Below are 14,203 nucleotides of genomic sequence, written 5' to 3' on the forward strand. Positions count from 1 at the left end.
CTCAGCCGATCCGGAACGCCGCGGTGCTGCCGCGGCGTCCGGGCGTGACCTCCAGCTTCGCCGGGATGCGTTCGCGCAATTCCGGCACATGGCTGATGACGCCGACATAGCGGTCGCCGGCCTGCAACCCCTCCAGCACGCCGATCGCCGTCTCCAGCGTTTCCGCATCCAGCGTGCCGAAGCCCTCGTCGATGAACAGCGCGTCCAGCTGGTGCGCCCCGGCATGCGCCGCGACCGTCTCCGCCAAGCCGAGCGCCAGCGCGAGCGAGGCGCAGAACCCCTCGCCGCCCGACAGCGTCGCCGCCGGCCGCGGCTGCGCGTTCCAGCGGTCCAGCACCTCGATGTCCAGCCCGCCGGACCGCCGTGCCTCCTCCCGCCGGCGGATCGCGTAGCGGCCGTCCAGCATGGTGGCGAAACGCCGGTTGGCGGCCTCCAGCGCCTCGTCCAGCAGGGCCGAGAGGACATAGCCCTCGAAGTCGAGCCCGGTGCCCTTGCCGTCGGCCAGGTCGGCGAGGTTCTGCCGCAGGGTAAGCGCCTGCTCGGCCGCCGCCAGCGCCTCCGCGGCGACGTCGATCTCCGCCAGCAGCCGGTCCAGGGTGTCGAGCCCGCCCTGCGCCCGCACCGCCGCTTCCGCCGTCTGGCGTGCGGTGGCCGCCGCCTGGGCCAGCGCGGCGGCCAGCGCCGGCAGGTCGGGTGGCGCCAGCCCCACCGCCCGCGCCAGCTTCTCCGCCGCGACGGCGCGCGCCGCGGCCAGCGCCTGCTCGTGCCGCGCGATGCCCTCGGCCAGCCGGTCCTGCGCCTCGGCCGGCAGCAGGGCGTTCCGCAGCGTGGCGGGGTCGGCGAAACCCGCCTGGCGCGCCGCCTGGCCCAAGGCCGTCCGCGCCTCGGCCGCCCTGGCCGCGGTAGCGGTGGCGGTGGCGGCAGTCTCGGCGACACGTTCGGCCCGGCCGCGCGCGTCCTCGCCGGCCTCGGCCAGGTCCGCCCGGGCGCGCCGCAGCCCGGCTTCCGCCGCATCGGCCCGCGCTGTGGCTGCCGCGGCGTCCCGGCGCAGCGCCGCGGCCTCGGGGCAGGGGGCCGGCAGCCGAGCGAGGCGGTCGTCGCGGGTCGCCGCCGCCGCCGCTGCGGTGCGGGCCGCCTGGTCGAGCGCCGCCGCGGCCGCCTCGGCGTCCTTCTCGGCCTTCGCCAGCGCCGTCCCGGCCTGGGCGGAGGCGGCCTCCCGCGCCGGCAATTCGGCCGCGGCGGCGCCGGCCGCGGCCAGCGCCGTGGTCGCATCCTGCTCGGCGCCCAGCAGCGCGGCGCGGTCGCGCGGCCCGTCGCCCAGCGCCGCCTCGGCCAGCTGCCGCTTCTGCTCGGCCAGTTGCGCCGCGGTGGCCGCCTGGCCGGCCGTCGCACGGGCCTGGTCGAGCGCAAGCTCCGCCGCAGCGGCCAGCGCCTCGGCCGCCGCGATCGGCGGCAGGTCGCCCAGCCGCGGCAGGGCGGGGAAGGGATGGTCCAGGCTGCCGCAGACCGCACAGGCCTCGCCGGGCCGCAGCGCCTGCGCCAGATGCGCCGCCTGGTCGGCGGCGTGCATCGCCCGGGCCGCTGCCAGGGCCTCGCGCGCCGCCGTTGCCTGGGCCGCCGCCTGGACGAATGCCGCCTGGCCGGCGGTATCGGCCGCCTGGGTCCGTTGCAGCTCGGTCGCGGCCCTGGCCAGCGCCTCGGTCGCCTGGCGCTGGCGGGTCGCCTCCTGCACCGCCATGCGGTGGCGGTCCTGCTGCGCCGCGATCGCCTGCCGCGCCACCAGCGCCGCATCCGCCGCCGAGCGCGCCTCGCGCGCCCGGGCCACATGGGCGAGCGCTGCCGCCTTTGCTGCCGCCGCGGTCTCCGCCAGCCCGCGCGCCGCGGTGGCCTGCGTCGCCGCCTCGGCTGCCGCGGCGACGTCGGTCACCAGCAGGGTCAGCCGCTGCGCCGCGTCGCGGTCGGTGCGGATCGCGGCTTCGCGCGCCGGCGCATCGGCCAGCGCCGCCTCGGCCCGGGCGAGGCGTCCGGCCGCCTCGGCGGCGCGCGCCTGGGCCCGCTCCGCCTCGGCGGCGGCGGTCCGGGCAGTCGTGGCGGCGGCGTCGCTTTCGGCCAGCAGGCCGCCCAACCGATCGGCCTCGCGCGCCATGGCCAGCCGTGCCTGGTCGGCGGCGATGGCCGGCGCTGCCGCGTCCAGCCGGAGCAGGGCCTCGGTCGCCGCGCGGTGTTCGGCCAGGCGGCGCTGGGCGTCGCGCCCGGCTTCCTCGGCCTGCCGTGCCAGGGCTTCCGCCAGGGCGGCCGCATCCCGCGCGGCGGTGGCGGCGGCGAGCGTGGCGACCAGCGCGGCGCGTTGCTCCCGCGCCGCAGGGCCATCCGCCGCGCCGCAGCGGGCGAGCAGGTCGCGATGCCTGACCTCGCAGTCGCGCTTCGCTTCGCGCGCCAGCTTGGCCGCGGCCTTCAGCGCTTCCTGCACGTGCTCGTAGAAGGCGGTGCGGAACAGGGTCTGCAGGATCGCCTGCCGGGCCTCCGGCGTCGCGGTCAGCAATTCGCGGAAGCGGCCCTGCGGCAGCAGCACCACCTGGCGGAATTCGGCGGCCGAGAGTCCGAGCAACTCGGCGACCTTGGCGGTGACCTCGGCCTCCCGCTCCAACGGCGGGTCGGTGCTGCCCAGGCGCAGCAGCGACTGCTTGCCGCGTTCCAGCGTGGTGCCCTCGCCGCGCTGCTTCGGCCGGTCCCAGGCGGGGCTGCGGGTGATGCGCCAGCGCGTGCCGGCCTGCTCGAACTCGAAGACCACCTCGGTGCGCTGGTCGGGCGAGGCGTGCAGGCTGCGCAGGTGCCCGGGCCGGCGTTCCTCGCCGCTGCTCTCGCCGAACAGGGCGAAGCAGATCGCATCCAGCAGGCTGGTCTTGCCGGCGCCGGTCGGGCCGCAGATCAGGAACAGCCGGTGCGCGCCGAGGTCGGCGAAGTCGACCTCCTGCCGCGCGGCATAGGGGCCGAACCCCGCCATGGTCAGCGTCAGCGGGCGCATCAGGCGGTGGCGGCCTCGGCCTCGGCGATCGCCGCGACGACGACGGCGCGGGCTTCCTCCGGCAGCGGCGCGCCCCGCATCGCCGCGTGGAATTCGCCGAAGAGGTCGAGCGGCTTCAGTGCCCGCGCCGTGCCGCCCGGCACCACGACCGGCCCGGCCGGGCGCGGCTGCTCGGCATAGCCGAAGCCGATGATGCGGGGGTAGAGATCGGCCAGCGCGCGCTGCGCGTCGGGGATCGGCTGCGCATCGGTCAGGGTGATGGCGACAAAGTCGTCGCGCGCCTCGGCCGCGGCGCGGAGCGCGGCGAATTCGCCGCGCAGCAGGCGCAGGCCGCGCAGCGGGACCAGGCCGATCGCCTCCGTCGTCACCGCGCCGGCGGCGTCGATCTCGACCAGCAGCATCTGCTTGGCCTGGCCCGCCTCGCTGGTCGAATAGGCGAGCGGCGAGCCGCTGTAGCGCAGCCGCCCGTCCAGCATCGCCTGCGGCCGGTGCAGGTGGCCGAGCGCCACGTAGTGGAAGCCGGCGAAGCGCGCCGCGGTGATCTGCCCGGTGCCGCCGACCGAGATGCCCCGCTCGCTGTCGCAGACCGCGCCACCGGCGACGAAGGCATGCGCCACCAGCACGCGCCGGGCCGTGTCGCCGCACAGCCCGTGCAGCTGCGGCGCCAGCCAGGCGAAGCCGGCATCGTGGTCGGCGAAGGCCTCGGCGCCGGCCTGCTGCGCCAGCCCGAGCGGCGTCGAGTAGCCGGCGGCGACGATGGCGACCGGCCCGTGCGCGTCCTGCAGCGTGACCACGCGGCCGAGCGGCGAATCGCCGATATGCAGGCCGGCGGCGGCGAACATCCGGGCGCCGAAGGACAGCCGCCGCGCCTCGTCGTGGTTGCCGGGGATCATGACCACCGGGATCCGCAAGCCCACGACGATGCGGTGCAGGATGTCGTCGAGCAATTCCACCGCCTCGGCCGGCGGGACGGCGCGGTCGAAGATGTCGCCGGCGATCAGCACCGCGTCGGGCGACGCATCGGCGACGAGGCGGGGGAATTCCTCGCCCAGCAGGTGCTCCTGCTCCGCCCGCAGGGAATGGCCGCCCAGCGTGCGGCCCAGATGCCAGTCGGCGGTGTGGAGGAGGCGCATGCGGCCGGACATTGCCCAGGCCGCCGGAGTCGGCGCAAGGCGCCTCAGCCCCGCCGCGCGCCGCGCACCAGCCAGAGCGTCGCCGCCAGCATCAACCCGGTGCCGAAGACCAGGCCCCAGCCCGGCTGCTCGCCGAACAGCATCAGTCCGAAGCCGGCGCTGACGGGGATGCCGACATACTCGATCGGCGCCAGCAGGCCGAGCTCCGCCCGGCGCGAGGCCGCCTGCAGCAGCAGGTCGCCCAGCACAGCCAGCGCCGAGCCGGCCAGCAGGCAGGCCAGCGCCAGGCCGGACGGCGTCTGCCAGATCCAGGCCGAGACCGGCCCCCACACCAGGACGGAGGCGATGCCGTACCAGGCGACCACCCGCGGCGGCGGCTCGGTGCCCGACAGGCGCTTCATCGCCACCATCACCAGCGCCCCGGTGATGCCGCTGGCCACCGCGGCGAAGGCGCCGAGGGACAGGGCGCCATCCGGCCGGGCGATGACGACGACGCCGAGGAAGCCCAGCAGCGCCGCCAGTATCCGGTCCCGCCGCAGCCGCTCCCCCAGCAGCAGCACGGCCAGCGGCAGCGCCCAGAGCGGCTTGGCCTGCATGATGGCGACCGCATCGGCCAGCTTCATCCAGGCGATCGCCACGATGTACAGCATGAAGCTGGCGATCCCGGCCGAGCAGCGCAGCGCATGGCCCCAGGGGCGGCGCGTCGCCAGGGCGGCCACCCCATGCCGCAGCAGCCAGGGCGACAGGATCAGCAGGGTGAAGGCGCCGCGCGCGAAGGGCACCAGCGGCAAGGGCAGCCCGTCCTGGATCGCCAGGCGGAAGCAGGCGCCCATGCCGGCGAAGGCGGCGGTCGAGGCGAGCATCAGCCCGAGTCCGACCAAGGCGCGGGAGGCGGTCATCGGTTGATCCTTAGGCCGCTGCTGCGTTGCAGCATAGGCATTGCCGGCGGATTGACGCCGCGCCCCGCCGCCGCGACCCTTCGGCCAACAACGGAGGGAAAACGCCATGTACGCGATCGACGTGCTGATCCAGGGCTACCCCGGCAAGTCGCTCTGCCATGGCGGGCTGGGCTGGAGCACCATCGCGCTGCTGCGTGGCCATGGCCGGACCATCCTCATCGATGTCGGCGCCTTCGCCGTCCGCCCCGAATTCGGCCGTCAGCTCAAGGCCGCGGATTGCGACCCGGCCAGCGTCACCGACGTGGTGCTGACGCATGCGCACTGGGACCATTCGGTGAACTACACGCTGTTCCCGAATGCCGATGTCTGGATCGGCCGGGTGGAGATGGACTGGGCCACCAGCGTCCCCGCCGGCTTCAACCCGCTGCCCGAGCTCTACGTCCGCGACCTGGCGCGGCATCCGAAGCTGCACCTGCTGGAGGATGGCGAGCGCTTCCTCGACGGCTTCACCGCGCATCTCTGCCCCGGCCACACGCCAGGCTGCCTGGTCTACCGGCTGGAGGGCAACGAGCACCCGGTGGTCTTCTCCGGCGACGCCGCGAAGAACCGGGCCGAGCTGCTGTCCATGGCGACCGACATGACCATGGATGCCGGCGCCAGCCAGGCCAGCCTGGACCGCATCTGGGGCCTGTGGCGGCAGGTGCCGGGCACGCTGCTGATCCCCGGGCACGACCTGACCATGCGGCTCGATCCCAGCGGACGCCCCGCCTATATCGGCCAGCGCCGCGCCGGGATTGCCGCCTGGTTCTCCGAGGACCTGGCGGTGATGGAGGAGTTCGACATCTCCGCGCCGCGTTTCTGAATGCTCGGGATGCCGCCCGCTGGCCGGAGAGGCGCAGGGTCCGGCGGGCTGCATCGGCCGGCAGACACGGCCGCGCGCGCCTGGGTCAGGCTGCCCTCCGGCCGCCGGCTCGACCTGCTGGCGCCGACGCCTTTCGACTGGACCGACGAGGACCTGGCGGTGGGCCTGTCCCGCACCTTCCGCTGGGGCGGCCATTCGACCTGGCCCGGTGCGCCGCTCTCGGTCGCGCAGCATTCGCTGGCCGTCCTGGCGCTGCGCCGGGCCAGGGCGAAGGGCGGGCTGACGCAGGAGGAGGCGCGGCGCGAACTGCTGCACGATGCCGAGGAGGGGCTGCTCGGCTTCGACTGCATCTCGCCCTTGAAGCCCTTCCTCGGCCCCGGCTTCGCCGCCTTGCAGGACCGGCTCTCGGCCGTGGTGGCGCTGCGCTATGCCCTGCCGGCCTGGACCCCAGAGACCAAGCGCGCCCACAAGGCCTGCGACATCGCGCTGGCCGCGGCCGAGGCGGTGCATGTCGCCGGCTGGACCCGGGAGGAGGTGCGCGGGACCCTCGGCATCCGCGCCGCGGTCATGGCGGACGATCCGCTCGCCGCGGCCTACGACTCGGAGCCCTGGCGCCCCTGGCCGCCGGAAGTGGCGGCCGAGCGGTTCTTGATGGCGCTCAAGCACCTGACGACGGCATGAGTGCTAAGGCTGCCCGATGAGCGACGCCCCCTCCATGCTGCCTTCGACCTTGGCCGACTTCGCCTTCGCCCACCGGTTGCGGGTGCGCTGGGCGGAGCTGGACCCGCAGCGCATCGTCTTCAACGCGCATTACCTGACCTATTTCGACGTGGCGCTGTCGGAATACATGCGCGCCATCGGCTTCAAGGCGCCGGACGGACTGGCGAAGCATGGCTGCGACATCGTCCTGGCCAGTGCCAGCCTCGATTTCCGCGCCTCGGCCCGGCACGACGACGAGCTGCGGCTGGTCGCCCGCATCGCCCGGCTTGGCCGCACCAGCCTGCAGTTCCGCATGGCCTGCTTCCGCGACGACAGGCTGCTGGTCGAGGCGCGGATGACCTATGTGAACGTCACCCTGGAGGCGCATGTGCCGACGCCCCTGCCGGCGCCTTTCGTCGCCAAGGTGCTGGCCTTCGAGAACACGCCGCCGGAACGCAAGGCCGATTGAGCGGAAAAGATTGGACATTCCGTGCGTTAGCGGGGAGTCTTCAGCCGCAATCTGCGCCCATCAGGGTGGAAGGTCCCCACCGCCATGCTGGCGGGCTCCCATGTCGCCCTCGGCGCCGCCGCCTGGATCGCGGCCGCCCCGCATCTCGGCCGCCCGCCGCTGGACCCCGAGGCCCTGGCCCTCGCGGTCTTCGGCGGACTGCTGCCGGATATCGACCACCCGAAGAGCTGGGTCGGGCGGCGCTTGCGGCCGGTCTCGGATCTGGTGGCCGGCATCTTCGGGCATCGCGGCATCACCCATTCGCTGCTGGCCGTGCTCGGCTGCGGCTGGCTGCTGCGGCAAGGACTGGTGCCGCCGCGCTGGGCGGAGCCGCTGGTCGCCGGCTATCTCAGCCATCTGCTGGGCGACCTGCTGACGCCGCAGGGCCTGCGGCTGCTATGGCCGATCCGCGGCACCTGGGCGCTGCCCTTCTGCCGCACCGGTTCGCCCTTCGAGCCGCTGGTGGTCGCCGTCGTCCTGGTCGCCGCCTGGACCACCCTGGCCGAGCCGCCCGATCCGCGGGCGGCGCTGCGGCGCTTCGGCCTCTGCCTCGGCTGCGCCGCGGAGGCGCCCTTGCCGCTGCCGCCGCGGCCGCCCCCGCCGCCGAGGCGGCGGCTGGCGGACGAGGACAGGCGCGGCGGCGTCGCCAGGGTGGCGATGGGCGGCTGACCCCGGCGCCACGCGGCCGGCCCCTTCCCCTCCACCGCCGGGCGCGCTTGGATGCCGGCCAAGCAAGCCTGCGGGAGTGAGACATGCCAGGAAACCCAGCGGTGCCGGTCGCCGGCAACCGGTTCTGCATCGTCGGCGGCGCCAGCCTCGTCGGCTCGGCCACGGCCGGCGAGTTGCTGGACCATGGCGCGGCCGAGGTGGTGCTGTTCGACAATTTCGCCTTCGGCTCGGACGCCGCCGTCGCGCACCTGAAGGACCATCCGCGGCTCAGGCTGGTGCGCGGCGACGTCATGCGGATCGCCGACCTGCTGCGGGCGACCGAGGGCATGGCCGGCGTGCTGCAGCTGGCGGCCTACATGACCCTGTCGATGGACCGCGATGCCTGGTCCGGACTCGACGTCAATATCCGCGGCGTGCAGAACGCGCTCGAGGCCTGCCGGGCCAACAAGGTGGCGAAGCTCGTCTTCGCGTCGTCCAACGCCACCTATGGCTATGGGCCGGGCGTCGCCGGCGAACTGGTCGAGGCCACGCCCTTCCACAGCCAGGGCGCCCCGCCGGCCGCGATCCTCTACGGCGCCAGCAAGATCATCGGCGAGCAGCTCTGCCGCGACGCCTACCGGAAATGGGGCCAGGACTACGTCGTCCTGCGCTATTCCACCGTGTACGGCGAACGCCAGCACTACCGCGCCGCCAATGCGCTCTACATCATCGAGACGCTGGAGAAGCTGCGCCGCGGCGAGCCGCCGGAGGTCTTCGGCGACGGCTCCGAAACCAAGCATTTCGTCTATGTCGGCGACCTGGCGCGGGCCAACCGGATGGCCTTCGAGAGCGCGGCGACCGATGTCGCGGTGAACACCTCCGGCCCCGCGCCGGTCACCACGCTGCAACTGGTCGAACTGGTGACCGAGCTGGCCGGCGGCGGCCCGGCGCCCCGCTTCGTCGGCAACGAACCGGGCAAGGTGCGGCTGACCAGCGGCGGCGCCTTCCGCATCGCGCATGAGGCCGCCTTCGCGGCGATCGGCTGGAAGCCGGAGGTGGACATGAAGGAAGGCCTCCGCCGCTTGATCGCCTGGCGCGAATCGAACGAGGGGACGGACGCATGATCACCCGCCGCACCGTCCTCGCCGCAGGCGGGGCGCTGCTCGCCGTCCCGGCGCTCGGCCAGCCGCGCTGGCCGGACCGGCCGGTCGAGATCGTCGTCGGCTTCGTCGCCGGCGGCGGCACCGACCTCGACGCCCGCAGCTTCGGCCGGGCGCTGGAGAAGCGGATCGGCGGCACCGTCGTGGTGACCAACCGCCCCGGCGCGGGCGGCGAGCTGGCGCTGTCCAGCGTGGCCCGCGCCAGGCCGGACGGCCACACCCTGGGAACCACCAACTTCCCCAGCCTGATCACCATCCCGATCGAGCGGCAGGCACAGTTCAAGCTCGACGACTTCGCCCCGCTCGGCAACCTGGTGAAGGACCCGAGCGCCATCACCGTGGGCGCCGCCAGCCCCTACACCAGCCTGAAGGATCTGCTGGACGCAGCGCGGGCCAGGCCCGACCAGCTCACTTATGCCTCGCCCGGCGTCGGCACCGACGACCACCTGCAACTGGTGCTGCTGCAGGCGCAGACCGGCATCCGCATGACCCATGTGGTCTTCCAGGGCGACCCGCAACTGCGCACCGCCATCCTCGGCAAGCAGGTGGATTGCATGGGGCTCAACCTCGGCGCCGTCATGCAGGTGCCGGATGGCTTCCGCATCCTGTCGCAGGGCGGCGCCGCGCGCAGCCGCTTCCGCCCGGACGTGCCGACGCTGAAGGAGCTGGGCTTCGCGGTCGAGATGGCCTCCGAACGCGGAGTCGTGGCCACCGCCGGCACGCCGCCCGCCATCCTCGCCCGGCTGCGCGAGGCGACCGAGGACATCGCCCGCGACCCGGAATTCGTGAGGCAGCTGGAAGCCCGCTTCACCGAACCGGCCTGGGAGCCGGGCGAAGCCTGGTTCGCCCGGTTGCGGGCCCAGGAAGCCGATTACCGCGGGCTGTGGCAGCGCACGCCCTGGGCCCAACGATAGTTGACGCGGACGTTACGCCGCGATTGACCATGGCCGCGCCAGGTGCGACCCATAGGGGGTGAGCGCACTCGATCCCAGCATCGCCGAACAACTGGCACAGGACCTGCCGCCGGAGGATTTCCGGCGCATCGTCGAAACCTTCGAGGATGACCTCGGTCGCCTCGCAAGTGAGCTTGAACGGGCCGGCCTGACCGGCAACCTCGACGCCTACCGGCGGGCCGCGCATAGCCTGGCGGGGGCCGCTGCGGCGGTCGGCGCGGTGATGCTCGAACGCACGGCGCGGGTGGCGATGGATTCCCGCTCCACCCTGGCGCCGGCGCAGCTGGTGCCGATGATCCGGGCCCAGGCCACCGCCGCGCTGCAGGAGCTGGCCGCGCTCGCCACCCGGATCGGCGAGGCTTCGGGCGACGACTCGACCGTCACATGACCACCCCGGTGGGCCGGATCCTGCTGGTCGAGGACACCCCGACCCAGGCGGAGGTGGCCAAGGCCCAACTGCGCGACCTGAACCACACCATCCGGGTGGCGGAGACCGCTGCCGCGGCGCTGGACCAGGCCCGTGCATGGGACCCGGACGCCATCCTGCTCGACCTCGAACTGCCGGACGGCTCCGGCCTCGACGTGCTGAAGGCCCTGCGGCAGGAGGGGTTCGAGGCGGCGATCATCGTCATCACCGCCAATGCCTCGATGAACACCGCGGTCGAGGTGATGAAGTGGGGGGCCACCGACTTCCTGCCGAAGCCCTACCCCAAGGCAAAGCTGGTCTTCACGCTGCAGAACGCGATGGAGAAGCGGCAGCTGGTGATCGACAACCGGGCGCTGGAGACCGAGTTGAAGGCGGCCCGGTCGGGCGTCGCGCGCGACCGCTTCATCGGCTTCATCGGCGCGTCCGCCGCGATGCAGGCGGTCTACCGGACGATCGAGAGCGTGGCGAAGAGCCGTGCCAGCATCTTCATCACGGGTGAGAGCGGCACCGGCAAGGAACTGGCCGCCGAGGCGGTGCACAAGGTCAGCGAGCGGCGCGGCGGCTTCGTCGCGTTGAACTGCGGCGCCATCCCGCGCGACCTGCTCGAGTCCGAGATCTTCGGCCATGTGAAGGGTGCCTTCACCGGCGCCACCGACACCCGCATCGGCGCCGCGCGCCAGGCGGATGGCGGCACGCTGTTCCTCGACGAGATCGGCGAGATGCCGCTCGAGATGCAGGTGAAGCTGCTGCGTTTCGTGCAGACCGGCACCTTCCAGCCGGTCGGCGCCTCGAAGCCCGAGAAGGTGGACGTCCGCTTCGTCTGCGCCACCAACCGCGACCCGCTGGCCGAGGTCGAGGCGGGGCGATTCCGCGAGGATCTGTACTACCGGCTCTATGTGGTGCCGATCGAACTGCCGCCGCTGCGCGTGCGCGACGGCGACCCGGTGCTGATCGCACGTCACTTCCTGCAGGCCTACGCCAAGGAGGAGAAGAAGCATTTCCGCGCCTTCGCGCCGGAGGCCGAGGCGGCGATCCGTGCCTATCCCTGGCCGGGCAATGTGCGGCAATTGCAGAACGCCGTGCGCAATGCCGTGGTGATGCATGACGGTGCGCGGCTGGAGGCGGCGATGCTGCCGGCGCCGCTGCTGCGCGCCACGCCGCACGCGGCCGTGCCGATGACGCCCGCCGCGGCGCTGCCGATCGTCGTGCCGCCGCCTGCCTCGCCACCGCCGTTGCCGGTCGAACCGGTGCCGCAGGTCCTCGCCTGGACCCCGCCGCCCGTGCCGCCCACGCTGCCGGCGCCGATCGAGATCCAGCCGCTCTGGCAGATGGAGAAGCGGTTGATCATGGCAGCGCTGGAGCAGACCCAGCAGGATGTTCCGAGGGCCGCCTCGCTGCTCGAGATCAACCCCTCGACCATCTATCGCAAGCTGCAGGCCTGGCGCAGCGCGGAGCCGCCGGGCGGGTAGGGCCCGTACCAAGGGTCATTGTCAATGACCGCTGGCATGGCCCTCAGGCGCCGGGCGGCCGGATCCGCGACCTTGGCTCGCCGCACGCGCGGCAGGCCATCCGGCGCCTCGGCGGCCATCGCCCGGCTTGGGTCACGCAATGCGAGCGCTGGAATCAGTCGGCGCGCCAATTGAGCCGCCGCAGCAGCCATTCCCGATAGGCCAGGGCGGCCGCCGGGGCCGGGCTGAGCGCCGCCAGCATCGGTGCCGATCCGGCCCCCGGCAGCGGCCGCACCCCGGGTGCCCAGCCGAGCTTCGCCTCCTCCTCCAGCCAGCGCTGCGCCGCGCTCCGCCAGGCGGCGACCAGATTGGCCGGGGTGAGCGCCGGCAGCACCAGCGCCGCCCGCAGCCGGACGCAGCCCGCCGCCGCCGCCGCCGCCGCGCGCAACTCCGGCGTGCCGCCGAGCCCCAGGTCGAACATCGAGGGCACCTCCGGCAGCAGCGGGTCGCGCATCCCGGCCGGCTCCAGCGTGAACCACGGCCTGGCGCCGAGGGCGGCGACGCGCGCCGGCAGGTCGGTGCCGGTCAGCAGCACCGCCTCCACCACGCCCTGGCCGAGCGCGGCCTCGGCCCGGGGCGGGCCAAGCACCGGACTGGCGGCGAGGCCGAGCAGGTCGCAGCCGAGCAGCGCCGCCGCCCCCGGCATGTCGGGCGCCACCAGGCCGAAGCGCGGCGCGGCGCCGGCGGCGGGCAGCGCCTCCCGCCCCACCACCACGGCCGAACCCTGCGCGGCACAGACCGGCAGCCAGCCGGTCGCGTCGAACCGGGCGCGCGGGTCGCCGACCATGCGGGCCAGCGCCGCCAGGCCAGGCAGCACCAGCAAAGTGCGGCCATCCGGCGCGCCTTCGGTGGCGAAGCGGTTGGCCGCGGTGACGCCGTCCGGCCCGCCGAGCACGGTGTTGCGCAGGCTGATCGCGCTGGTGGCGCCGCGGCCGAGGGAGGCGGCCAGCCGTCCGGCGAAGCGGGCGAAGGCGCCATCCTCCGGCCCCGGGACCAGCAGCGTGGCGACCGCCGGCAGCATCGCGGCCGCGGTCCGCGGCAGGCCGGCGACGGCCAGGGCACCGAGGCCGGTGAGCAGTCCCGCACGGCGGGACAGGATCGGGCGCGCCTGCATCGCGGTTTCCTCCCCGGCTTGGCCTGGTTGCATTCCGGGCCGGCGGATGCCGGCCCTGGGGATACGGGCTTGGTCCGGGCCTGGTTGCGTCAGGTCCGCCCATTGTCGTGCCGCCACTCGCCCCGCATGGGACGGCCGCGGGCTAGTCGTCGTAACGCAGCAGGGTCTCGCACGGCACGTCAAGCCGTTGCCGGCCGCCGAGAAAGGTCAGTTCGATCAGCGCCGCCACCAGCGGCACCTCGGCGCCCGCCTGGCGGAGCAGGCCGATGCCCGCCGCCATGGTGCCGCCAGTGGCCAGCAGGTCGTCCAGCAGCACCACGCGCTGGCCGGGCGCCACGGCGTCGGCCTGTATCTCGATCCGGTCGGTGCCGTATTCCAGCGCGTAATCCAGCCCGACGGTCGCGCCTGGCAGCTTGCGTGGCTTGCGCAGCATGACGAAGCCCAGGCCCAATTCCAGCGCCAGGGGGGCGGCGACCAGGAAGCCGCGGCTCTCGATCCCGGCCAGCAGGTCAGGCTTGTAGGGGCGGATGACGGCGGCCAGCCGTTCCATCGCCGCGCGCCAGGCCGGGCCGTGCCGCAGCAGGGTGGAGATGTCGTAGAAGAGGATGCCCGGCTTGGGGAAATCCGGGATGCCCCGGATATGCTGGCGAAGGTCGAGGTCGGCGTGGGTTTCGGTCATGGCCGGTCCTGCTGGGGGTATGCGGGCACCCGGGGCGGCCAGCGGCACGACGGGGCGGCCAGTAAAAGCATCCGCCGCCCCCGCCGGCAACCATGCAGCCCTGCCGGGACTTGGCGGCACGCCGCGGCGGGTGCATCTGGCCGTCATGTCACGCATCGCCATCGCCGTTCCCGTCGGGCTTCTCGGCTTTTTCCTCTATGTCGGCCTGGTGCTGCAGGCCGCCGACCATGTGCTGGAATGGCACTGGCTGCTGCAATTGCCCTTCTTCGTGGTGGCCGGCATCGCCTGGGCCTTCCCGGCGAAATGGCTGATGTTCTGGGCTGCCGGCCAGCGCTGAGGCGCGGCGATGGCCGCCGCGCGGCATGGGCGCGCGCCGGATGCAGGCCCCGGACGGAAAAAGCCCCGCCAGCGATGCTGACGGGGCTTTCCGGCATTGCCTGACGTGGTCGGAGCGAGAGGATTCGAACCTCCGGCCCCTGCGTCCCGAACACAGTGCTCTACCAGGCTGAGCTACGCTCCGTCGGTCGGGCTGCCGTCCCGCAGGGCTGGGTGCCGTGCGGGAGCGGGCATATAACGCCGCCCGCGCGA

14 protein-coding genes and 1 tRNA gene are annotated in these 14,203 nt (G+C 73.9%); 9 read left to right on the forward strand and 6 right to left on the reverse strand.

What is annotated here, in order from left to right:
• Position 1: 1 nt before the first annotated feature.
• Genes ACFQS7_RS00685 through ACFQS7_RS00695 form a run of 3 tightly spaced genes read right to left on the reverse strand, consistent with a single transcriptional unit; the run spans position 2 to position 5,057 of the window.
• Positions 2-3,025 (reverse strand): AAA family ATPase, encoded by a 3,024-nt coding sequence (locus ACFQS7_RS00685; RefSeq protein WP_380065094.1) that lies wholly within the window; start codon positions 3,023-3,025, stop codon positions 2-4.
• Positions 3,025-4,158 carry an exonuclease SbcCD subunit D gene (locus ACFQS7_RS00690; protein ID WP_380065095.1) on the reverse strand — a complete coding sequence of 378 codons (1,134 nt, stop codon included), beginning with the start codon at positions 4,156-4,158 and terminating at the stop codon, positions 3,025-3,027. The genes ACFQS7_RS00685 and ACFQS7_RS00690 overlap by 1 nt, the downstream gene beginning before the upstream one ends.
• A 44-nt stretch (positions 4,159-4,202) precedes the next feature.
• On the reverse strand, positions 4,203-5,057 hold the full coding sequence (locus ACFQS7_RS00695) for a DMT family transporter (protein ID WP_380065096.1): 855 nt from the start codon (positions 5,055-5,057) through the stop codon (positions 4,203-4,205).
• A 106-nt stretch (positions 5,058-5,163) separates the two neighbouring features.
• Between ACFQS7_RS00695 and ACFQS7_RS00700 the strand changes: the two genes are divergently transcribed.
• From ACFQS7_RS00700 to ACFQS7_RS00735, 8 genes are all read left to right on the forward strand, one after another.
• Complete coding sequence (locus tag ACFQS7_RS00700; RefSeq protein WP_380065097.1) at positions 5,164-5,919, forward strand: MBL fold metallo-hydrolase; 756 nt, start codon at positions 5,164-5,166, stop codon at positions 5,917-5,919.
• A gap of 9 nt (positions 5,920-5,928) precedes the next feature.
• On the forward strand, positions 5,929-6,600 hold the full coding sequence (locus tag ACFQS7_RS00705) for a phosphohydrolase (protein ID WP_380065098.1): 672 nt from the start codon (positions 5,929-5,931) through the stop codon (positions 6,598-6,600).
• Between the two features lie 16 nt (positions 6,601-6,616).
• Positions 6,617-7,087, forward strand: coding sequence for an acyl-CoA thioesterase (locus ACFQS7_RS00710; protein WP_380065099.1), 471 nt, complete (start codon positions 6,617-6,619; stop codon positions 7,085-7,087).
• 84 nt (positions 7,088-7,171) lie between these two features.
• Positions 7,172-7,795: a metal-dependent hydrolase gene (locus ACFQS7_RS00715; RefSeq protein WP_380065100.1), complete on the forward strand. Its 624-nt coding sequence runs from the start codon at positions 7,172-7,174 to the stop codon at positions 7,793-7,795.
• An 83-nt stretch (positions 7,796-7,878) separates the two neighbouring features.
• The gene (locus tag ACFQS7_RS00720; protein WP_380065101.1) at positions 7,879-8,898 is read left to right on the forward strand and encodes an NAD-dependent epimerase/dehydratase family protein; all 1,020 of its coding nucleotides are present in this window, start codon (positions 7,879-7,881) and stop codon (positions 8,896-8,898) included.
• Positions 8,895-9,848, forward strand: a complete 954-nt coding sequence (locus ACFQS7_RS00725; protein WP_380065102.1) for a tripartite tricarboxylate transporter substrate binding protein — start codon at positions 8,895-8,897, stop codon at positions 9,846-9,848. The genes ACFQS7_RS00720 and ACFQS7_RS00725 overlap by 4 nt, the downstream gene beginning before the upstream one ends.
• Before the next feature lie 58 nt (positions 9,849-9,906).
• Complete coding sequence (locus tag ACFQS7_RS00730; RefSeq protein WP_380065103.1) at positions 9,907-10,275, forward strand: Hpt domain-containing protein; 369 nt, start codon at positions 9,907-9,909, stop codon at positions 10,273-10,275.
• On the forward strand, positions 10,272-11,783 hold the full coding sequence (locus tag ACFQS7_RS00735) for a sigma-54-dependent transcriptional regulator (protein WP_380065104.1): 1,512 nt from the start codon (positions 10,272-10,274) through the stop codon (positions 11,781-11,783). Before ACFQS7_RS00730 ends, ACFQS7_RS00735 begins: the two co-directional genes overlap by 4 nt.
• A 154-nt stretch (positions 11,784-11,937) precedes the next feature.
• Here ACFQS7_RS00735 and ACFQS7_RS00740 read toward each other — a convergent pair whose 3' ends face one another.
• Entirely contained in the window at positions 11,938-12,936 is a 999-nt protein-coding gene (locus ACFQS7_RS00740) for a hypothetical protein (RefSeq protein WP_380065105.1), read from the reverse strand.
• 142 nt (positions 12,937-13,078) lie between these two features.
• Complete coding sequence (locus ACFQS7_RS00745) at positions 13,079-13,615, reverse strand: adenine phosphoribosyltransferase (protein ID WP_380065106.1); 537 nt, start codon at positions 13,613-13,615, stop codon at positions 13,079-13,081.
• A 145-nt stretch (positions 13,616-13,760) separates the two neighbouring features.
• Here ACFQS7_RS00745 and ACFQS7_RS00750 point away from each other — a divergent pair, with 145 nt between their 5' ends.
• A complete protein-coding gene (locus ACFQS7_RS00750; RefSeq protein ID WP_380065107.1) occupies positions 13,761-13,952 on the forward strand; it encodes a DUF2842 domain-containing protein in 192 nt (63 codons plus the stop codon).
• A 106-nt stretch (positions 13,953-14,058) separates the two neighbouring features.
• Here ACFQS7_RS00750 and ACFQS7_RS00755 read toward each other — a convergent pair.
• Positions 14,059-14,135 (reverse strand) — tRNA-Pro (locus tag ACFQS7_RS00755).
• Between the last annotated feature and the right edge of the window lie 68 nt (positions 14,136-14,203).

Origin of the sequence: Dankookia sp. GCM10030260, assembly GCF_042666655.1 — a bacterium.
Lineage (GTDB): Bacteria > Pseudomonadota > Alphaproteobacteria > Acetobacterales > Acetobacteraceae > Paracraurococcus.